We start from the raw sequence: 20753 nt of genomic DNA, 5'->3' as shown, positions 1-20753 counted from the left end.
GTGCGCTTCGTTTAACAATCGGCCGTCATGGGGCGTAACACGCCCGACCCACGCTGAAGTGCATGAAGAGCACCCTCACGCCCACCCACTGCCCGTACTGCGCCCTGCAGTGCGGGATGAACCTGTCGCCCGCACGCGAGGGGGGCGTCGAGGTGATCGAGCGCACGGACTTCCCGGTGAACCGGGGCGCGCTGTGCGGCAAGGGCCGCACCTCGCCGGAGGTTCTCGCGAAGGGCGTCCGGCTGACCTCGCCCCTTGTCCGGCAGGGCGGCGCGCTCGTGCCGGCCGGCTGGGACGAGGCGCTCGACCGGATCGCCGGCGCGCTGCTCGGCACGCGCGCCGAGCACGGGCCCGACGCGGTCGGCGTGTTCGGCGGCGGCGGGCTGACGAACGAGAAGGCGTACACGCTCGGCAAGTTCGCGCGGGTCGCGCTGGGGACCTCGCAGATCGACTACAACGGCCGGTTCTGCATGTCGTCGGCGGCGGCGGGCGGCACCAAGGCGTTCGGCCTCGACCGCGGGCTGCCGTTCCCGCTGGAGGACATACCGAAGACCGGGTGCGTGATCCTGGTCGGGTCCAACCTGGTCGAGACGATGCCGCCGGCGCTGCGCTACCTCACCGAGCTGAAGGAGAACGGCGGCACGCTGATCGTCGTCGACCCGCGCCGCACCCGTACCGCCGAGCAGGCCGATCTGCATCTGGCCCCGCGCCCGGGCACCGACCTCGCGCTCGCGCTGGGTCTGCTGCACCTGGTCGTCGCGGAGGGCCGCACCGACGAGGAGTACATCCAACGCCGTACGTCCGGCTGGGAGGAGACCCGGGCGGCGGCGATGGCGCACTGGCCGGAGTACGTCGAGCGGATCACCGGCATCTCCGTCCCCGAACTGCGGGAGGCCGTACGGCTGTTCTGCGAGCCGGAGGCCGCGATGGTGCTCACCGCGCGCGGGCCCGAGCAGCAGGCCAAAGGCACCGACACCGTGAGCGCGTGGATCAACCTGTGCCTGGCGACGGGGCGGGCCGGACAGCCGCTCAGCGGCTACGGCTGCCTGACCGGGCAGGGCAACGGGCAGGGCGGCCGCGAGCACGGCCAGAAGGCCGACCAGCTGCCCGGCTACCGCAAGCTGGACGACCCCGAGGCCCGGCGGCACGTGGCCGCGGTGTGGGGCGTGGACCCGGATTCGCTGCCGGGGCCGGGGCGCAGCGCGTACGAGCTGCTGGACGCGCTGGGCACAGACATCAAGTCGCTGCTGCTGATGGGGTCCAACCCGGTGGTGTCGGCGCCGCGTGCCGCGCACATCGAGGAGCGGCTGCGGTCGCTGGACTTCCTGGCCGTGGCCGACGTGGTGCTGTCGGAGACGGCCGAGCTGGCCGACGTCGTGCTGCCGGTGACCCAGTGGGCCGAGGAGACGGGCACGACGACGAACCTGGAGGGCCGGGTGCTGCTGCGCCGGCAGGCCATCACCCCGCCCGAGGGCGTGCGCAGCGACCTGGAGGTCCTGCACGGCCTCGCCGCCCGGCTGGGCGTGGAGAAGGGCTTCCCGACCGACCCGGAGGAGATCTTCACCGAACTCCGCCGCGCGAGCGCGGGCGGACCGGCGGACTACTCGGGCATCACGTACCGGAGGCTCGCGGAGGAGAACGGCGTGTTCTGGCCTTGCCCGGGTCCGGTGGAGCCGGAGGGGGCGGCGGGGGCGGCGGGGGCTGTGACCTCGGCGCCGCCGGCGGCCGCGGAGGGCCTGGGCGGGCCGGCCGCAGCGGGTGGCTCCGCCGGTACGGCCGCGGCGGGTGGCTCCGCCGGTACGGCCGCGGCGGGTGGCTCCGCCGGTACGGCCGCGGCGGGTGGCTCCGCCGGTACGGCCGCGGTGGACGGGCTGACGGGCACGGCCGGTTCCGGCCCGGCGGGGGGCTCGGCAGCCCAGGCCGGCACGACCGGCCACGAGCCGGCGGATTCCACGGCAACCACGGCAACCACAGGGGCGACGGCCGCCCCCGCGGGCCCCGTCGACGACGGTGAGGACGCCGGGCTCGACGCCCCGCTGCCGGACGACCCCGCGCTGGAGGCGGGTGCCGAGGAGCCGACCGGTGCCGCCGGAGAGGCCGGTGAAGCCGGCGAGGCCGCCGAGGCCCGTGTCGCCGGGCCGCACCCCGGCACCCCGCGGCTCTTCCTCGACCGGTTCGCCACGCCCGACGGGCGGGCCCGGTTCGTGGCGGTGTCCTACCGGGCGATCGCCGAGGAGCCGGACGACGAGTACCCGGTGCTGCTGACGACGGGCCGTGTCGTGTCGCAGTACCAGTCGGGCGCGCAGACCCGGCGGGTGGCGGAGCTGAACGCCGCCGCGCCCGGACCCTTCGTGGAGCTGCATCCGCGGCTCGCGGCCCGGCTGGGCGCGGCCGAGGGCGACCCGGTGGCGGTGGTGTCCCGGCGGGGCCGGGCCGTGGCGCCGGCCCGGATCACGACGTCCATCCGCCCGGACACCGTGTTCATGCCGTTCCACTGGCCCGGTGAGGGCCGGGCGAACACGCTCACCAACCCGGCCCTGGACCCGACCTCGCGGATGCCGGAGTTCAAGGCGTGCGCGGTGCGGCTGGAGGCGGTGCCGCCCGTCGCGGATTGACCCATGGTTCCGGGACAGAAATGCACCCCCTGGTGGGTCGTTCGGCTTCGTAGATTCGATGCATGACGACCCACCAGGTACCTCAGCGCATGAACTTCGCCGCCGTCGCCCCCAAGGTGTTCAAGGCGGTCCTGGCCCTCGACGCGGCCGCCAGGCAGGGCATCGATCCGGTCCTGCTGGAGCTGGTCCAGATCCGGGCCTCGCAGCTCAACCGGTGTGCGTACTGCCTCGATTACCATACGGGCGACGCCCGCAAGGCCGGTGAGAGCGAGGCCCGCATCTACCAGCTCTCCGCGTGGGAGGAGTCGAGCCTGTTCACGGAGAAGGAGCGGGCGGCCCTGGCGCTGACCGAGGCGGTCACGCTGCTGCCGCAGGGGGTGCACGACCATGTGTACGACGAGGCCGCGCGCCACTTCGAGGAGCAGGAGCTCGCGCAGCTCATCGCGCTGATCTTCACGGTGAACACGTGGAACCGCATGAACGTGACGACCCGCAAGACCCCCGGCACGATGTGACGGTCAGCGGCGGTTCCTCCAGTCGCCGCTCTCGATGAGCTTGCCGCGCTCCCGCAGCCGGGCGGCGACCGCGGGCGCGGCGAGATAGACCCAGGCCCGGACGGCGGCACCGTCGGCCTCCCGCAGGACCTCGCGCTCGACGCGCAGATAGAGGCTGCGGCCCGGGTCGCCGGGGCGGTACTCCTCCAACTGGTCCAGCGCGCCGAGGAGTTCGGCGTAGGCCTCGTCGAGCGCGGTGACCAGCTCCCCGCACACCACACCGCCCGGCTCCTCGACGGCATAGGGGTAGCCGGGGCCGTCGTAGAGGGCGGCTCCGGTGAGCCGGGCCGGATCCTCGGCGCGGGTGCGGCCGCGCAGGAAGAGGTCGTGGTTGACCTCGCCGGGGCGGGGGGTGCCGTAGACGAAGAAGGGGAGGTGGCGGGGGCTTTCGGGCGTCACAGAAACGATTCTCACTCCTCACACACCTCCACGTAATCGCTATGGCCATGACAGGTCCGCAGCGCTTTGAATCTTGGTCACCTCCCGCCGCCGTCCCCGCACCGAGGAGACCCATGAGCCGGATACGGCCGTACGCCGCCCGCAGCCTGACCACCGCCGCCGCCGTCGCCCTGCTGGCCGGGGTGCTCTCCCCCGCGGCCGGCGCCGCGCCCGAACCCACGCCGCTGGAGAACGCGGCGGCGGCGCTGGACACCCACCGGAGTGAACTCGGGCTGGCGGAGGGACAGTCGGTGAAGGTCCGGGACGTGATCGTCGACCCGGACGGCACCCAGCACGTGCGCTACGACCGCACGTACCGCGAACTCCCGGTGCTGGGCGGCGACTTCGTGCTGCACCTGTCGCCCGACGGCACCCTCCGCGGCACCTCCCGCGCGACGACCCGGCAGATCTCGCTCGGCGTGACCCCGGCGCTGCCCGCCACCAAGGCGGCCGACCTGGCGGCGCAGGCCCTGCGCGCGACCAACCTCGGCACGGCCCTGCGCAAGCTCACCTCGCGCCCCGAGCTGGTCGTCGACGCCCTGCACGGCGCGCCGAGGCTGGCCTGGCGCACCGAGGCGGCCGCCCTGGACGAGCGGGGCAACCCGGTCGCGCGCACGGTGCTGACGGACGCGACGACGGGCACCCAACTGGCCGCCTGGGACGCGCTGGAGACCGCGACGGGCGACGGCCGGTCCCTCTACGGCGGCACGGTCGCGCTGGAGACGACCGCGAGCGGATCCTCGTACAGCCTGAAGGACCCGCTGCGCGGCGGCACGTACACCGGTGACGCGGCGAACGGGACGGACCTGTGTCTGCTGGGCGCGGTGTGCGTGAGCCGCGCCCCGGCCACGGTCTTCACGGACGCGGACAACCACTGGGGTGACGGCACGCAGGCCGACCGGGCGTCGGCGGCGGTGGACGCCCAGTACGGCACGGCGATGACGTGGGACTACTACGCGAAGGTCCACGGCCGCAAGGGCATCGCCGGTGACGGCAAGGGCTCGTACAACCGGGTGCACTACGGGAGTGCGTACAACAACGCCTTCTGGGACGACAGTTGCTTCTGCATGACGTACGGCGACGGTGACGGCAAGCAGTTCGGCCCGCTGGTCTCCCTGGACGTCGCCGGGCACGAGATGTCCCACGGTGTGACGTCCAAGACGGCGGCCCTGACGTACTCGGGCGAGAGCGGCGGCCTGAACGAGGCCACGTCCGATATCTTCGGCACCCTGGTGGAGTTCCACGCGGCGAACGCCCAGGACCCCGGCGACTGGCTGATCGGCGAGAAGATCGTCCGCTCCGGCTTCGGCAAGGCCGCCCTGCGCTGGATGGACCGCCCCAGCCGCGACGGCAAGTCCGCCGACTGCTGGAGCCCGACCACCGGCACCCTGGACGTCCACTACTCCTCGGGCGTCGCCAACCACTTCGCCTACCTCCTCGCGGAGGGCAGCGGCCCGAAGTCCCTGAACGGCGTCACCTACGACTCCCCCACCTGCAACGGCTCCACCGTCACCGGCATCGGCCGCACCGCCCTGGGCGCGATCTGGTACCGCGCCCTGACGGTCTACATGACGTCCTCGACGAACTACGCGGCCGCGCGCACGGCGACGCTGAACGCCGCCCGGGATCTTTACGGGGCGGGGAGCCGGGAGTACGCGGCGGTGGGCGCCGCTTGGAGCGCGGTGAAGGTGGGCTGACCCGCCCCCGGCGACCTATCCCCCGTAAGGCCGCTTCTCCTTCGCCTCCCTCAACGCCCGCCCCCACCAGACGAGTTGGTCCAGCATCACCTTCGCCGCCGCGTTCGGGCCCGTCGGGTCCTTCAGGGTGCCTTCGCTGTCGAAGGCACCCGCAGCGTTGGGGAAGGAGACCGTGTCGCGGACGGTGACGGTGTGGAGTTCGGCGAAGACCTGGCGGAGGTGTTCGGTGGCGCGGAGGCCGCCGGAGATGCCGCCGTAGGAGACGAGGGCGACGGCCTTGGCCTGCCACTCGGTGTGGTGCCAGTCGATCAGGTTCTTCAGGGCCGCCGGGTAGGAGTGGTTGTACTCGGGGGTGAGGACGACGAACGCGTCCGCCGAGGCCAGCTTGGGGGTGATCGCGGCGAGGGCCTCGGCCGCCTGCGGCGTGCGGGTCATCGAGGTGGGCAGGTCCGTCTCCGCGACGTCCAGGACGTCGGTCGTGAGGTCCTCGCGGGTGCGGAGGCGGTCGAGGAGCCAGTCGGCGACGACCGGGCCGAAGCGGCCGTGGCGGTTGCTGCCGAGGACGACGGTGACATGGAGCGGGCTGGTGTTCTGTGTGGTCATGCGGGACAGGCTGGTACCTCAAGTTTTGTTGAGGTCAAGCCCAGGTTCCCGCACGGGCGGCGGTCACCCGTTCACCCCGTCGCCCTGCGCTCTTCGGGTGTTCTTGCGCGACACGCCTGCCGTGCGGCCGTGACCTGCTGAAACGCGCTCTCGGGGGTGCCCGGCGCAGGCCCGTTCACCGCGTTTCTGACGCTCCCTCAGGAAGCGGGCTCGGCGCCCTGCCTTTTTCCTCGGAAGAGCAAGGGAAGAGCAGGGGCCGCGACAGGCTCGACCGAGGGGCTCGACGAGGAGCTCGTGAAGGAGCGACCGATGCGACGTACCGCCAGGCTGCTGACCGGCGCGGTGTTCGCCGCCGTCGTCGTCGGCGGACCGCTCGCCGCGAGCGCGTATGCCGCCGGCGCCGTGGAGTCCGCCGGCCTGGAGGTGTACCCGTCGTCCGTGGTCCCCGGCGGCACCGTCACCGTCGGCACCACCGCCTGCGGAGACGAGTCCGCCGCGGCGGAGGGCGACGCCAGCGCGGTCGGGGCCGGGGTCTTCACCCTGGCGCCCAGCAGCCGCGAGGGCGAGGTGATCGGCCAGTTCAAGGTGCCGCCGAGCGCCCAGCCGGGGACGTACGAGATCGTCGCGACGTGCGGCCACGACGGCCGGGAGGTGCACGGCGACCTCGTGGTGACGCTCACTCCCGTGCAGCCGCGCGGCAGTGTGAAGACGGGGGTCGGCGGCGCTCTTGGCCCCGACCCCGTGCAGACCGCGGCAGGCGTGGCGGCTCTCGCCGTCGCCGCCGCGGGCGGTACCTGGCTCCTGCATCGCCGGGCGAGAGGCGACGGGATCTGACGGACACCCTCCGCTGTCCGTCCGCCGGTACCGCATGTCCCCTCCCCCTCCGGGTCCGACCGCCCCTCGCGGCCCGGAGGGGGACCCGGGGACCGAAGGGAGGTCCAGGTGCGCAGATACGGCAACACCGTCATAGCGGCGGTCACCGCCGCCGCCCTGTGCACGGGAGCCTGGCTGCTGCACAACGGCGCCGCCCCGCACGCCCCGCCGCAGCCCTCCGCAGCCGAGGCCGCCGGCACCGATCACGCAGGCCACGGCCGGGTGACCTCCGCCCCCGCCCTGCCACCCTCCCCGCCCGACCGCATCCGCATCCCCGCGATCCGGGTGGACGCGCCCCTGATGGGCCTCGGCCTCACCCCGTCCGGCAGCCTCGATGTGCCGCCCGCGGAGAAGAAGAACCTCGCCGGCTGGTACGAGGCCGGCACCACGCCCGGGGAGACCGGAACCGCCATCGTCGCCGGGCATGTCGACAACGCCGACGGCCCCGCCGTCTTCTACGCCCTCGGCGCGCTGAAGAAGGGCAGCGGCATCGACGTGGAGCGGCGCGACGGCAGCACCGCGCGCTTCACCGTCTACGCCGTCGAGGTGTACCAGGCGCGGAACTTCCCCGACCGCAAGGTGTACGGGGCCGCCCCCCGGCCCGAGCTGCGGGTCATCACCTGCGGCGGCGGCTACTCACGCACGACCGGGTATCAGGGCAACGTGGTCGTCTTCGCCCGGCTGACCGGCAGCGTGCGCTGAGACTCCGCCCAGGAGGTTCGCCTTCCCCCACTCCGCGAGCGGCTCCAGCGCCGTGTTGAGGGTCTCGCCGCGCTCGGTCAGCGAGTACTCCACCCGCGGCGGCACCTCGTCGTACTCCTCGCGGTGCACGATGCCGTCCGCCTCCATCTCGCGCAGTTGTGCCGTGAGCACCTTCTCCGTCACGCCCGGCAGCTCGCGGCGCAGCTCCCCGAAGCGGTGCGGGCGCACATGCAGCGCCCACAGGATCAGCACCTTCCACTTGCCGCCGATCACGTCCATCGCCGCGTCCGTCCCGCACATGTACGAACCCGGCCGCCGTCCGATCGTCATGCCCCGTCCCCCCGTCCCCTCTGTCTGGATGCTTTGCCTGCATGCTCTGCCAGGATGCTTTCGCCGCGGTAACCACCCACTCGTAAGTGCGTACTTGAGCAGGTGATCCACCCTCTACGAGGCTAACCGCCATGACTGACAACGCCCCTTCCCTCAGCTCCCGCACGCCTCTCACCGTCCTCGGCACCGGCGCCATGGGCACCGCCCTGGTCCGTGCCTGGCTCGCCGCCGGCCACCCCGTCACCGTCTGGAACCGCACCCCCGCCCGGGCCGAGGCCCTCGCCGCCGAGGGCGCGACCGTCGCCGCGAGCGCGGCCGAGGCGGTGGCCGCGAGCCGGCTGGTGATCGTCTGCCTGCTCGACGACGCCTCGGTCGGCGAGGCCCTCGCACCGGCCGACCTCACCGGCCGGGACGTCGTGAACCTCACCACCGGCACGCCCGGCCAGGGCCGCGCCCGCGCCGCCTGGGCCGCAGCGCGCGGCGCCCGGTTCCTGGACGGCGGGATCATGGCCGTACCGCCGATGATCGGTGCCGCCGAGTCGGGCGCCTTCGTGTTCTACAGCGGCTCGGCCGAGCTGTTCGAGGAGCACCGGGCCGCCCTCGCCGTACCGGCCGGCACCCGGTACGTGGGTCCGGACGCCGGGTCCGCCGCGCTGCACGACGTGGCGCTGCTGAGCGGGATGTACGGCATGCTCGGCGGGATCGCGCACGCCTTCGCCCTGATCCGCGGGCAGGACATCGCGCCGAAGGAGTTCGCGCCGCTGCTGGAGGGGTGGCTGAACGCGATGTCGTCCCTGGTGCATGTGGCCGCCGAGAGGCTGGAGAGCGGCGACTTCACGACCGACGTCGTCTCCAGCCTGGCCATGCAGGTCGCCAGCAGCGGCACGTTCCTGGGCACCTCCGAGGAGCTGGGAGTGAGCACCGAGCTCCTCACGCCGTACCTCGATCTGATGCGCCGGCGGGTGGAGTCGGGGCACGGCGACGAGGACAACGCGGGGGTGATCGCCCTGCTGGACGGCAGCGCGGCCACCGCCTGACGGCCGTCATCGGCGGGAACGGCGGGCCGTCGGCGTCGGGTGCCCGTCGACGGACGAGTAGGGCGAGCCGTCGGACGAGTACGGCGAGCCGTCGGCGTCGGCCGACCACCGGTCCGCCACGCGCAGCGGCCGCGCCCCCGGCACCCGGCCTGACGGCCGTTGCCATGGGTCACCTCAGGCGAGCCACTGCTCCCACGCCAGCTTCGCCACCAGCGTGAACACCACCGTCAGCAGGACGACCCGTACGAAGCCGCTGCCCTTCTTCAGTGCGGTGTGGGCGCCCAGCGTGCCGCCGGCGAGGTTGAAGACGGCCATGAGCGCGGCGAGCTGCCACAGCACGGTGCCCTGCCAGGCGAACATCGCGAGGGCGCCGGCGTTGGTGCAGCAGTTGACGATCTTGGCGGTCGCGGAGGCGGTCACCAGGTCGAGGTGGAGTACGGCGGTCAGCGCCAGGACCAGGAAGGTGCCCGTGCCGGGGCCGATCAGGCCGTCGTAGAAGCCGATGCCGAGGCCGGCCAGGCCGATCGCGGCGAGGATGCGGCGGGGGGTGGCCGGGCCGGGGGCCGGTGCGGTGCCGAAGGCGGGCCGCAGGATCACGAAGGCGGCGACGCCCAGCAGCACCACCATGATCACCGGCTTGAGCACCTCCGTGCTCATCCCCGCCGCGAAGAACGCCCCCGCCGAGGATCCGGCGAGCGCCGCGAGTCCGATCCGTACGGCCGTGCGCACATCGACCGGGGCCTTGCGGGCGTAGGTCACCGCCGCGCCCGTGGTGCCGACGATCGCCACCGCCTTGTTGGTGCCCAGCGCGTACGCGGCCGGGGTGGAGACCGGCAGGCCCAGCAGCAGGGCGGGCAGGAGCAGCAGCCCGCCACCGCCCACCACGGCGTCGATCCACCCGGCCGCGAGGGCGGCCAGGCACAACAGGGCGATCATGGCGAGAGATATGTCGGGCACGACGGCGACCCTACGGGACGGGATACATGCCGTGTCCATGTTGTTTCGGGGGTTCTGAGGGTCTCCTGAGCTTCGCGGCGTTCCCTCACAGAGGTCTCCTGAGTTTCCCGGCGTTCCCTCACACAGGAGGTCCGCTCCCGCTGAGGGCAGAGTTCCCCCCGCGAAACAGACGCGATGCGGTCGGGTAACACCCGCACCGCACGCTCGATGCCATGACCTCGAATTCGCGTGTGGTGGTGATCGGCGCCGGCCTCGCGGGCGTACGGCTCGCCCGGCGGCTCGGTGAGCTGGGCACGCCCGTGACGCTCGTCGGCGAGGAGGAGCACCGGCCCTACAACCGGGTGCTGCTCGCCGAGGTGCTGGCCGGACGGTACAGCCCCGATGTGATCGCGCTGCCCGCCCCGGCGGACCTGGTGCGGGCCCGGGTGACCGGTATCGACCGGGCCGCGCGGACGCTGGCGTGCGCGGACGGCTCGGAGATCGCATACGACACGCTGGTCCTGGCCACCGGCTCCAACCCGGTGCTGCCGCCGCTGCGGGGCCTGTTCACCCCGGACCATGTGCTGCCCGAGGGCGTGCACGCGTTCCGGACCATGGACGACTGCCTGGGCCTGTCCAAGGCGGTACGGCCCGGCACCAAGGCCGTCGTGATCGGCGGCGGGCTCCTCGGTGTGTCGGCCGCCCGCGCGCTCGCCCTGCGCGGCGCCCAGGTGGTGCTCGCCCAGCAGTCCGAGCGGCTCATGGAGCGCCAGCTCGACCCGGCCGCCTCCAAGCTCGTCCGCCGGCATCTGACCGGCCTCGGCGTCGAGGTGCACACCGAGTGCCGGGTGCGTGACGTGCGCTGCGTCGGCGGCGCGGTCCGCTCGGTGGAGATGGCCGACGGATACGCCCTCGACGCCGACATCGTCGTCCTGGCCTGCGGCGTCCACCCGCGGGTGGGCCTCGCCAAGGACGCCGGACTCTCCGTGCACAAGGGCATCCTCGTCGACGACGAGCTGCGCACCTCCGACCCGCACATCTTCGCGATCGGCGACTGCACCCAGCACGACGGCGAGATCTACGGCCTCGCCGCCCCCGCGCTGGAACAGGCCGACGTGCTCGCCGAGTTGCTCGCCGGCCGGTCGGCCGCCCGCTACCGCGGCACCCGCTCCCTCACCCGGCTCACCCTGACCGGCCTGGACCTCGCCGCGTTCGGCGAGACCGTGCCGCAGCCCGGGGACGACGTCGTGCAGCTCGCCGACGCCACCCGCGGCACCTACCGCAAGGTCGTCGTCCGCGACGACCGCCTGGTCGGCGGGGTTCTCGTCGGCGAACTGGGCACCGTGGGCGCGCTGGCGCGCGCCTGGGAGGGAGCAGAGCCGCTCCCCGACGACGGCCCTCTGCTCCACCTGCTCACCAACGATGGAGGCTCCTGAATGTCCGCCACCCCGGGGGCCACCCCCACTCCCACGATCGTGCTCGTCGGCCACGGCATGGTCGGCCAGCGCTTCCTGGAGTCGCTCGCCGAGCGCGGCCTGACCGCGAACCACCGCGTGGTGGTGCTGTGCGAGGAGCCCCGCCCCGCGTACGACCGCGTGCACCTCACCTCGTACTTCTCGGGCACCTCGCCCGAGGAACTGTCCATGACGGACATGGAGTTCATCAAGGACAACGGCATCGAGCTGCACCTGGGCGACCCGGCGGAGACGATCGACCGTGAGGCCAAGACGGTCACGGCCCGCTCGGGTCTGGTCGTCGCGTACGACTACCTGGTGCTGGCCACCGGCTCCTATCCGTTCGTGCCGCCGGTGCCGAACAAGGACGCCGCCGGCTGTTTCGTGTACCGCACGATCGAGGACCTCCTCGCCATCGAGGAGTACGCCAAGACCCGTACGACCGGCGCGGTCGTCGGTGGCGGTCTGCTCGGTCTGGAGGCCGCGGGCGCGCTCAAGGGCCTCGGACTGGACAGCCACATCGTGGAGTTCGCGCCCCGGCTGATGCCGGTGCAGGTCGACGAGGGCGGCGGCGCGGCCCTGCTGCGCACCATCGAGGGCATGGGCCTCACCGTCCACACCGGGGTGGGCACGCAGGAGATCGTGGTCGGCGAGGACGGCGCCGTCACCGGCATGAAGCTGTCCGACGGCTCCGAACTCTCCGTGGACCTGGTGGTGTTCAGCGCCGGTGTCCGCCCCCGCGACCAGCTGGCCCGCGAGAGCGGCCTCGCGGTCGGCGAGCGCGGCGGCATCTCGGTCGACGAGCAGTGCCGTACGGTCACCGACCCGAGCGTGTTCGCGATCGGCGAGTGCGCGCTGGCCGCCGACGGCCGGGTGTACGGCCTGGTCGCCCCCGGCTACGAGCAGGCGAAGACCGCCGCCGCGACCATCGCCGCCGACGAGGCCTCCTTCACCGGCGCCGACCTGTCGACGAAGCTGAAGCTGCTCGGCGTGGACGTGGCGTCCTTCGGTGACGCGCACGGCGCCGCCGAGGACTCCCTGGACGTCGTCTACTCCGACTCCCGCTCGGGCCTGTACAAGAAGCTGGTCATCGCCAGCGACGGCACGCTGCTCGGCGGCATCCTGGTCGGCGACGCGGAGGCGTACGGCACGCTGCGCGCGCTGACCGGTACGGTCCCGCCGATCGCGCCGGAGAGCCTGGTGCTGCCGGCCGGTGCGGGCGAGTCCGCCCAGCTCGGCCCGACCGCGCTGCCGGACGAGGCGATCATCTGCTCCTGCCACAACGTCACCAAGGGCCAGATCCGCGGCGCGGTCACCGACCACCAGTGCACCTCCGTGCCCGAGGTGAAGAAGTGCACCAAGGCCGGTACGGGCTGCGGCAGTTGCATCAAGGTCCTCGGCCAGCTCGTGGACGCCGAGCTGGAGGCGAGCGGCGTCGAGGTCGACAAGGGCCTGTGCGGCGACTTCTCGCAGACCCGCGAGGAGCTGTACGAGATCGTCCTGGCGCTGCGCATCAACTCCTACCAGGAGCTGCTCGACCGCTACGGCCGCGAGGAGGCCCGCGGCGGCGACGGCTGCGAGATCTGCAAGCCCGCGGTCGGCTCGATCATCGCCTCCCTCGCCCCGACGATCGGCGCGAGCGGCTATGTCCTGGACGGCGAGCAGGCCGCGCTGCAGGACAGCAACGACCACTTTCTGGCCAACCTCCAGAAGAACGGCTCGTACTCCGTCGTCCCTCGTATCGCCGGCGGTGAGATCACTCCCGAGAAACTCATCGTGATCGGCGAGATCGCCCGGGACTTCGGTCTCTACACGAAGATCACCGGAGGTCAGCGCATCGATATGTTCGGCGCCCGCGTCGAGCAGCTGCCGCTGATCTGGACCCGCCTCGTGGACGCCGGCTTCGAGTCCGGCCACGCCTACGGCAAGGCGCTGCGCACGGTGAAGTCCTGCGTCGGCGAGACCTGGTGCCGCTACGGCCAGCAGGACTCGGTCCGCATGGCGATCGACCTGGAGCTGCGCTACCGCGGCCTGCGCTCCCCGCACAAGCTGAAGTCGGCCGTGTCGGGCTGCGCCCGCGAGTGCGCGGAGGCCCAGTCGAAGGACTTCGGCATCATCGCCACCTCCAACGGCTGGAACCTCTACGTCGGCGGCAACGGCGGCGCGACCCCGCGCCACGCGGACCTGCTCGCGCAGGACCTCACCGACGAGGAACTGATCCGCCTGATCGACCGGTTCCTGATGTTCTACATCCGCACCGCCGACCGCCTGGAGCGCACCTCCACCTGGCTGGACCGCATCCCGGGCGGCCTGGACCACGTCCGTGACGTGGTCGTCGAGGACTCCCTCGGCATCTGCGAGGAGCTGGAGTCGCTGATGGCCGACCACGTCGCCAACTACCGCGACGAGTGGGCCGAGACCATCCAGGACCCCGAGAAGCTCGCCCGGTTCGTGTCCTTCGTGAACGCGCCCGACACCCCCGACCCGGTCGTCGGCTTCGTCCCCGAGCGCGACCAGATCAAGCCCGACCTGCCGCTGCTGACCATCGGCCACCGTCCCCTGGAAGGAAGCGCCCAGCGATGACCCTGGCACCCGAGACGACCGACCTGAAGGTCCAGATCCAGCTCGCCGGTGACTGGCTGACCGTCTGCGATCTGAGCCGGCTGCTGCCGGGCCGGGGCGTGGCCGCGCTGCTCCCCGACGGCAACCAGGTCGCCCTCTTCCGCGACCGCTCCGGCCGCCTGTACGCCATCGACAACCGCGACCCCTTCAACGGCGCGGCCGTCCTCTCCCGCGGCCTCACCGGCACCCACGAGGGCCGCATCTACGTCGCCTCGCCGCTCCTGAAGCAGCGCTTCGACCTGGAGACGGGTGTCTGCCTGGACGACGACGCGGTACGGGTGACGACGTACGAGGTCCGTACGTACTGAATCCTTCTGGATCCTTTTCGGCCCGCCGCGAGGCGCGCACCCGACGCCGACCGGGTGCGCGCCTCGCGGCGTTCTCACTCGCAGCCGACCCCGTCGCCGTCGCGGTCCAGGTGGCTGCCGTAGCCGGGGTCGCCCGCGTACACGGGCGCGGCACCGGCGGCGCGGGCCTCGCTGCAGTTGTCGTAGGAGACGGAGCCGCCCGAGTCGTCGCTGCCGTAGTCCTCGACGGGCTCGGCGGTGACGGTCCGTGTCACCCGAACGGTCTCCTTGACCCGGACCGTCCGCGTGACGGTGACGGCCGGCTCCGGCTCGGCGGCGGCCGGGGTCTCGGTGACCGTGGCGGTCGCGGTGACGGTGACCGTGGGCGCGGCCGAGGCCGCAAGGGCCTTGGCATCGGTCGCCGTATCGCCGTCATCGCCGTCGCCGCTCCCGCACGCGCCGACTCCGAGGAGGAGGGCGAGGGCGAGGACGGACAGCACAGAGCGCTTGCAAGGCTTGTTCATGTGGCCCCCCACGGGTGTCGGATCAGGGGACGACCGTACGGCCGCGCCCCCGCTTGTGAAGGACGTGTAATGGTTTCGTGACCGCGCGTGAGGGATCTGCCGTACGGCGGAGCGTCATGGGTTGTCCATGGCCCGTCAACCGCGCTCCCCTAGGGTCCATCAGCGCACGGCCCCGTCGTCTGCCCGACGGCGGGCGGTCACGGCACCCTCTTGGAGTGAACGTGGAACGTCGTACTGTCCTGCGTGCGGCCCTCCTCGGCGGGTCCTCCGCCGTCTTCGGCGGGACCCTGTGGCGGGGCGCCGCCTACGCGGCCCCGGCCCAGCCCGGCACCGGCCCCTACGGGTCCCTCGGCTCCCCGGACGCCAACGGCATCCGGCTCCCCAGCGGCTTCACCAGCCGGGTCGTCGCCCGGTCGGGCCAGACGGTCTCCGGCACCTCCTACACCTGGCACAACGCCCCCGACGGCGGCGCCTGCTACGCCAACGGCACGGGCTGGATCTACGTCTCCAACTCGGAGATCAACCCCGGCGGCGGCGCGAGCGCGGTCAGATTCTCCTCGACCGGCCAGATCACCGGCGCGTACCGGATCCTGTCCAACACCCGGCAGAACTGCGCGGGCGGCAAGACCCCGTGGAACACCTGGCTGTCCTGCGAGGAGGTGTCGCTCGGCTACGTCTACGAGACGGACCCGTTCGGCGTGAACGCGGCCGTGCAGCGGCCGGCGATGGGCCGCTTCAAGCACGAGGCGGCTGCCGCCGACCCGGTGCGCAAGGTCGTCTACCTGACCGAGGACGAGACGGACGGCCGCTTCTACCGCTTCGTCCCCACCACCTGGGGCAACCTCTCCTCCGGCACCCTCCAGGTCATGGTCGCCGGCTCCGGCACCTCCGGGTCCTTCAGCTGGGCGAACGTACCCGACCCGGACGGCTCCCCGACCACCACCCGCACCCAGGTCTCGGGGTCGAAGTCCTTCAACGGCGGCGAGGGCTGCCACTACGCCGACGACACGGTGTGGTTCACCACCAAGGGCGACAACCGCGTCTGGCAGCTCAACCTCGCCACCAGCACCTACGAGCTGGCCTACGACGACTCCCTGGTGACCTCGGGCACGGCCCCCCTCACCGGCGTCGACAACATCACCGGCTCCTCCTCCGGCGACCTCTACGTCGCCGAGGACGGCGGCAACATGGAGATCTGCCTGATCACCCCGGACGACATCGTCGCCCCCTTCCTCCGCATCGACGGCCAGTCCTCCTCCGAGATCACCGGCCCGGCCTTCTCCCCCGACGGCCGCCGCCTCTACTTCTCGAGCCAGCGCGGCACCACCGGGTCGTCCTCGGGCGGCATCACGTACGAGGTGACGGGGCCGTTCCGGTCGTAAGCCCGTGTGAGTACACACGAAGGGGCGGCACCGCGGCGAGGTGCCGCCCCTTCGCCGCGCGAGCCCCCCACCGTCCCCGCTCACAGGTCCGGAAGAACGAGGAAGACTTCGGAGAACGTGAGGTTGTGCCGGTTTCCGGATGCCGCGCACACGGTGGGCCGGTCCGCCTCGCGTACCGTCGGCGAGGCGCGGGCCAGGATGCGCGAAGCCCTGTCGAGCTGAGGAGCAACGTGACCACGATCGCCGTGACCGGGCACATGGATCTGACCGACAGCAGCGTGCCTCTGGTACGCGACGCCCTGCGGGAGACGCTCAAGCCCTACTCCGGCGACCTCACGGGCGTCTCGTGCATCGCCAAGGGGGCCGACTCCCTGTTCGCCGAAGTGGTCCTGGAGCTGGGAGGTCGTCTCATCGCGATCATCCCGTCGAAGGACTACAGGGCGAACAAGGTCAAGCCCGGCCATGCGGCGACGTTCGACCGGCTCGTCGAGGCCGCCGACGAAGTGATCGTGCTCGACAACGAGACCGCGAACCGTGCGGCCTACGAGGAAGCCAACCACGAGCTCCTTCGTCGTGCCGACCGTCTCGCAGCCGTATGGGACGGGGCTCCCCCGAGCGGAAAGGGCGGGGGCACCGCCGACACTGTGCTCGAAGCCCGCGAGGCCGGGCTGCCCGTCGACGTCGTGTGGCCCGAAGGGGCGGCCCGCGGCTGAACCCATGGCGACATCGCGCTCACGTACGAGGTGACGGCGCGCACTGGAGGCCAACTCGACGCGGAACGTTTCCGCTGGTCAACCGCGACACAGGTTGATCATTCATGCCAGTGGGACCGCCCTGTCCGCAGCAACGGCCTCGATCATGCTCCGTTGTGCCAGGTGCCTTCCAGATACCGACGAAGGGGACCTCGTGATCTCGCGCTACGGCACACGCCTCACCACCGCCCTTGCCGCACTCGGAGCGCTCGTCTTAAGCACCGCGACGGACGCACACGCCACAGCCATCGGCTCGGCACCTGTGCAAACCTTCTCCTACAGCGTGGGCGGCGTGACGATGAAGGTCCCGACCGGCTGCATGTTCACGCACATCATCCGCGGGAGCGGCAAGAAGATCACCTACCAGAACGCCGGCGTCGACTGCGGCTTCGTCGGTGCGCTCAACAGCGGCTTCTGCAACTGGCGCATCGACTTCACCTACGCCGACACCAACAACCGGACCTACCGCACCTCGCGCGGCAAGACGCACAGCGAGTGCAAGATCGACCCCATGCGGAACAACCATCCGCAGACGCTGCCTCGTTACGGCAAAGCCTGCGCCCGCCTCTACGTCGGCGGTGTGCGACGTGTGAGCCAGTGCCACAACATCACGAAGTGAGTCCGCCATGGTCGAGCAACATCACGGAAGCGAGCTGGACCAGGCAGGGCAGACGCGGCGGCGCAGGGCGGGAATCGCCGCTTTCATGACCGGCCTTCTCGTGACGCTCGCGTTCTTCGCGTTCTTCCCGGGCCTGCCGCACGTCATCGACGCGGGTGCCATCGTCGTGTCCCTCGTCGTCGGCGCAGTCTCCCAATGGGCTTGCCGGGCGTGGATGTCGCGGACGGCGTCCAGGTAGGCATCCTGCGGAGCGCGTCGCCGGAGGCACGTCAGGCAGCACGAAGAGGCGGCACCCCCGCACGGGTGCCGCCTCTTCTTCGTGGTCCGGAGCCGCCGCCGATCGGTACTGAGGGTCGGGGACCAGCGGCGGCTCCGGGGCTTGCGGGAGGTCAGCGGTGGTCGCTGTCCCTCCGGCGGGAGGTCAGCGGTAGTCGCTGCCCCTCACCGGAAGGTCAGCGGTGGTCGCTGCCCTCCGACTGGGAAGCCGCGCGGCCGGCCTCCAGGCGGGCGACCGGGATGCGGAACGGGGAGCAGGAGACGTAGTCGAGGCCGACCTCGTGGAAGAAGTGGACCGACTCCGGGTCACCGCCGTGCTCGCCGCAGACGCCGAGCTTGATGTCGGGGCGGGTCTCACGGCCCGCCTTCGCGGCGGCCTTGACCAGGGCGCCGACGCCGTCCTTGTCGATCGTCTCGAACGGGGATACGCCGAAGATGCCCTTCTCCAGGTACGCCGTGAAGAACGAGGCCTCCACGTCGTCGCGGGAGAAGCCCCACACCGTCTGGGTCAGGTCGTTGGTGCCGAAGCTGAAGAACTCCGCCGCCTCGGCGATCTGGCCCGCCGTCACCGCGGCGCGCGGCAGCTCGATCATCGTGCCGATCGAGAGCTTGAGCGACGTGCCCGTCGCCGCCTCGACCTCCGCGATGACCTGGTCGGCCTCCTCGCGGACGAACTCCAGCTCCTGGACGGTGCCGACGAGCGGGATCATGATCTCCGCGCGCGGGTCGCCCTTGGCGTTCTTGCGCTCGGCGGCCGCCTCGGCGATCGCGCGGACCTGCATGGTGAACAGGCCGGGGATGACCAGGCCGAGGCGCACGCCGCGCAGGCCCAGCATCGGGTTCTGCTCGTGCAGGCGGTGGACCGCCTGGAGCAGGCGCAGGTCGTTCTCGTGCGGCTCCTGCCGGGACTCGGCGAGGGCCACGCGGACCGAGAGTTCCGTGATGTCGGGGAGGAACTCGTGCAGCGGCGGGTCCAGGAGCCGGACCGTCACCGGCAGGCCGTCCATCGCGGAGAACAGCTCCACGAAGTCCTTCTTCTGGAGGGGAAGGAGCTGCTGGAGAGCCTCCTCGCGCTCGTCCTCGGTGTCGGCCAGGATCAGCCGCTCGACCAGCTCGCGCCGGTCGCCGAGGAACATGTGCTCGGTGCGGCACAGGCCGATGCCCTGGGCGCCGAACCGGCGGGCGCGCAGCGCGTCCTCGGCGTTGTCGGCGTTGGCCCGTACTCGGAGGCGGCGCTTGCGGTCGGCGAAGGCCATGATGCGGTGCACGGCCTGGACCAGCTCGTCGGCGTCGTCGGCGCCGGGGTGCATCCGGCCCTCGAAGTACTCCACGACCGGGGAGGGGACCACCGGGACCTCGCCCAGGTAGACCTTGCCGCTGGAGCCGTCGATGGAGATCACGTCGCCCTCCTCGACGACGTGCCCGCCGGGCACGGTCATCCGGCGGCGCTTGGTGTCGACCTCGAGCTCCTCGGCGCCGCACACGCACGTCTTGCCCATGCCCCGGGCCACGACGGCGGCGTGCGACGTCTTGCCGCCGCGCGAGGTCAGGATGCCCTCGGCCGCGATCATGCCGTCGAGGTCGTCGGGGTTGGTCTCGCGGCGGATCAGGATGACCTTCTCGCCCGAGCGGGACCACTTCACCGCGGTGTAGGAGTCGAAGACGGCCTTGCCGACCGCGGCGCCCGGCGAGGCGGCGATGCCGCGGCCGACCTGCTCGACCTTCGCCTTCTCGTCGAAGCGGGGGAACATCAGCTGGGCGAGCTGGGCGCCGGTGACGCGTTGGAGCGCCTCGGCCTCGTCGATCAGGCCCTGGTCCACCAGCTGGGTCGCGATGCGGAAGGCCGCGCCCGCCGTGCGCTTGCCGACGCGCGTCTGGAGCATCCAGAGCTGGCCGCGCTCGATGGTGAACTCGATGTCGCAGAGATCCTTGTAGTGGTTCTCCAGCGTCTCCATGATCTGCATCAGCTGGTCGTACGACTTCTTGTCGATCGACTCCAGCTCCGCGAGCGGGACGGTGTTGCGGATGCCCGCCACGACGTCCTCGCCCTGCGCGTTCTGCAGGTAGTCGCCGTAGACGCCCTGGTGGCCGGAGGCCGGGTCACGGGTGAACGCCACGCCGGTGCCCGAGTCGGGGCCGAGGTTGCCGAAGACCATGGAGCAGACGTTGACCGCGGTGCCCAGGTCGTGCGGGATGCGCTCCTGGCGGCGGTAGAGCTTGGCGCGGTCGCCGTTCCAGGAGTCGAAGACCGCCTTGATGGCGAGGTCCATCTGCTCGCGCGGGTCCTGCGGGAAGTCCCGGCCGGTCTCCTTCTTGACGATCTTCTTGAAGGTGGTGACCAGCTTCTTGAGGTCGGCGGCCTCCAGGTCGGTGTCGACCGTGACCTTCTTGACGTCCTTGGCCTTGTCGAGAGCTTCCTCGAACAGCTCGCCGTCGACGCCGAGGACCGTCTTGCCGAACATCTGGATCAGGCGGCGGTAGGAGTCCCAGGCGAACCGGTCGTCGCCGGCCTGCTTGGCCAGGCCCTGCACCGACTTGTCGGAGAGGCCGATGTTGAGGACCGTGTCCATCATGCCGGGCATGGAGAACTTGGCGCCCGAGCGGACCGACACCAGCAGCGGGTTGTCGGCCTGGCCGAGCTGCTTGCCCATGCGCTGCTCCAGCGCGTCGAGGTGCGCACTCACCTCGTCACGCAGTGCCACCGGCTCCTCGCCACTGTCGAGGTAGACCTTGCAGGCCTCGGTGGTGATGGTGAAGCCCGGAGGGACGGGAAGACCCAGGTTGGTCATCTCGGCGAGGTTTGCACCCTTACCGCCGAGAAGGTCCTTGAGGTCCTTGTTGCCCTCGGTGAAGTCGTAAACGAACTTTTGAATTTCCGACACGGGTCCCAACTCCTGGAGGACGCGGTGGCTGCCCTGACGTCGAGGAACATACCCAGATCGAAGGCACCTGGGTACGTCCACTTGCGCGTCATGTGCCTGTAACCGGTCGTCCGCCACCGGATCGAAAGTCAAAGGTTGGTAAGCGAACGAGCCGCGCTGTTTTCAACTCT

Annotated in this window: 19 protein-coding genes; 13 read left to right on the top strand and 6 right to left on the bottom strand. The window is 71.6% G+C overall.

The window, feature by feature from the left end:
- The first annotated feature begins 62 nt into the window (after positions 1-62).
- Both RKD23_RS25745 and RKD23_RS25740 read left to right on the top strand, forming a co-directional pair.
- Positions 63-2615 carry a molybdopterin oxidoreductase family protein gene (locus tag RKD23_RS25745; RefSeq protein WP_424855821.1) on the top strand — a complete coding sequence of 851 codons (2553 nt, stop codon included), beginning with the start codon at positions 63-65 and terminating at the stop codon, positions 2613-2615.
- Between the two features lie 62 nt (positions 2616-2677).
- Positions 2678-3130 (top strand): carboxymuconolactone decarboxylase family protein, encoded by a 453-nt coding sequence (locus tag RKD23_RS25740; RefSeq protein ID WP_424855820.1) that lies wholly within the window; start codon positions 2678-2680, stop codon positions 3128-3130.
- A gap of 3 nt (positions 3131-3133) precedes the next feature.
- On the opposite strand, the gene RKD23_RS25735 is transcribed toward RKD23_RS25740, so the two are convergent.
- Positions 3134-3568, bottom strand: a complete 435-nt coding sequence (locus RKD23_RS25735; RefSeq protein WP_424855819.1) for a gamma-glutamylcyclotransferase family protein — start codon at positions 3566-3568, stop codon at positions 3134-3136.
- Positions 3569-3681: 113 nt separating this feature from the next.
- Here RKD23_RS25735 and RKD23_RS25730 point away from each other — a divergent pair, with 113 nt between their 5' ends.
- Positions 3682-5304, top strand: a complete 1623-nt coding sequence (locus tag RKD23_RS25730; protein ID WP_424855818.1) for a M4 family metallopeptidase — start codon at positions 3682-3684, stop codon at positions 5302-5304.
- Positions 5305-5319: 15 nt separating this feature from the next.
- On the opposite strand, the gene RKD23_RS25725 is transcribed toward RKD23_RS25730, so the two are convergent.
- The gene (locus tag RKD23_RS25725; protein ID WP_424855817.1) at positions 5320-5907 is read right to left on the bottom strand and encodes an NADPH-dependent FMN reductase; all 588 of its coding nucleotides are present in this window, start codon (positions 5905-5907) and stop codon (positions 5320-5322) included.
- Between the two features lie 309 nt (positions 5908-6216).
- Between RKD23_RS25725 and RKD23_RS25720 the strand changes: the two genes are divergently transcribed.
- Entirely contained in the window at positions 6217-6741 is a 525-nt protein-coding gene (locus tag RKD23_RS25720; RefSeq protein ID WP_424855816.1) for a hypothetical protein, read from the top strand.
- Between the two features lie 108 nt (positions 6742-6849).
- Complete coding sequence (locus tag RKD23_RS25715) at positions 6850-7482, top strand: class F sortase (RefSeq protein ID WP_424855815.1); 633 nt, start codon at positions 6850-6852, stop codon at positions 7480-7482.
- Here RKD23_RS25715 and RKD23_RS25710 read toward each other — a convergent pair.
- The gene (locus RKD23_RS25710) at positions 7417-7812 is read right to left on the bottom strand and encodes a winged helix-turn-helix transcriptional regulator (RefSeq protein WP_424855814.1); all 396 of its coding nucleotides are present in this window, start codon (positions 7810-7812) and stop codon (positions 7417-7419) included. The two genes, RKD23_RS25715 and RKD23_RS25710, sit on opposite strands and share 66 nt — an antisense overlap.
- A 131-nt stretch (positions 7813-7943) precedes the next feature.
- Between RKD23_RS25710 and RKD23_RS25705 the strand changes: the two genes are divergently transcribed.
- Entirely contained in the window at positions 7944-8849 is a 906-nt protein-coding gene (locus RKD23_RS25705; RefSeq protein ID WP_424855813.1) for an NAD(P)-dependent oxidoreductase, read from the top strand.
- Positions 8850-9023: 174 nt separating this feature from the next.
- Here RKD23_RS25705 and RKD23_RS25700 read toward each other — a convergent pair whose 3' ends face one another.
- On the bottom strand, positions 9024-9806 hold the full coding sequence (locus RKD23_RS25700) for a sulfite exporter TauE/SafE family protein (RefSeq protein ID WP_424855812.1): 783 nt from the start codon (positions 9804-9806) through the stop codon (positions 9024-9026).
- Between the two features lie 212 nt (positions 9807-10018).
- Between RKD23_RS25700 and RKD23_RS25695 the strand changes: the two genes are divergently transcribed.
- The 3 genes from RKD23_RS25695 to nirD are packed head-to-tail and all read left to right on the top strand — an operon-like array spanning position 10019 to position 14169.
- A complete protein-coding gene (locus RKD23_RS25695; RefSeq protein ID WP_424855811.1) occupies positions 10019-11221 on the top strand; it encodes an NAD(P)/FAD-dependent oxidoreductase in 1203 nt (400 codons plus the stop codon).
- Positions 11222-13822, top strand: coding sequence for a nitrite reductase large subunit NirB (gene nirB, locus RKD23_RS25690; RefSeq protein ID WP_424855810.1), 2601 nt, complete (start codon positions 11222-11224; stop codon positions 13820-13822).
- Positions 13819-14169: a nitrite reductase small subunit NirD gene (gene nirD / locus RKD23_RS25685; protein ID WP_404035214.1), complete on the top strand. Its 351-nt coding sequence runs from the start codon at positions 13819-13821 to the stop codon at positions 14167-14169. The genes nirB and nirD overlap by 4 nt, the downstream gene beginning before the upstream one ends.
- Positions 14170-14243: 74 nt before the next feature.
- Here the strand turns inward: nirD and RKD23_RS25680 are convergent, their stop codons facing one another.
- Positions 14244-14672, bottom strand: a complete 429-nt coding sequence (locus RKD23_RS25680; protein WP_424855809.1) for an excalibur calcium-binding domain-containing protein — start codon at positions 14670-14672, stop codon at positions 14244-14246.
- 221 nt (positions 14673-14893) lie between these two features.
- Here RKD23_RS25680 and RKD23_RS25675 point away from each other — a divergent pair, with 221 nt between their 5' ends.
- From RKD23_RS25675 to RKD23_RS25660, 4 genes are all read left to right on the top strand, one after another.
- Complete coding sequence (locus tag RKD23_RS25675) at positions 14894-16054, top strand: alkaline phosphatase PhoX (RefSeq protein WP_424855808.1); 1161 nt, start codon at positions 14894-14896, stop codon at positions 16052-16054.
- 230 nt (positions 16055-16284) lie between these two features.
- Positions 16285-16767, top strand: a complete 483-nt coding sequence (locus RKD23_RS25670; RefSeq protein ID WP_424855807.1) for a hypothetical protein — start codon at positions 16285-16287, stop codon at positions 16765-16767.
- A 193-nt stretch (positions 16768-16960) separates the two neighbouring features.
- Positions 16961-17425 carry a hypothetical protein gene (locus RKD23_RS25665; RefSeq protein WP_424855806.1) on the top strand — a complete coding sequence of 155 codons (465 nt, stop codon included), beginning with the start codon at positions 16961-16963 and terminating at the stop codon, positions 17423-17425.
- Between the two features lie 7 nt (positions 17426-17432).
- A complete protein-coding gene (locus RKD23_RS25660; protein WP_424855805.1) occupies positions 17433-17663 on the top strand; it encodes a hypothetical protein in 231 nt (76 codons plus the stop codon).
- A 214-nt stretch (positions 17664-17877) separates the two neighbouring features.
- Here RKD23_RS25660 and ppdK read toward each other — a convergent pair whose 3' ends face one another.
- Positions 17878-20664, bottom strand: a complete 2787-nt coding sequence (gene ppdK / locus RKD23_RS25655; protein WP_424855804.1) for a pyruvate, phosphate dikinase — start codon at positions 20662-20664, stop codon at positions 17878-17880.
- Positions 20665-20753: the final 89 nt, after the last annotated feature.

This window comes from Streptomyces sp. SAI-170, from assembly GCF_049739565.1.
Taxonomy (GTDB): domain Bacteria; phylum Actinomycetota; class Actinomycetes; order Streptomycetales; family Streptomycetaceae; genus Streptomyces.
Note: the sequence above shows the minus strand (reverse complement) of the source record. Positions and strands in the feature narration are given on the sequence as shown.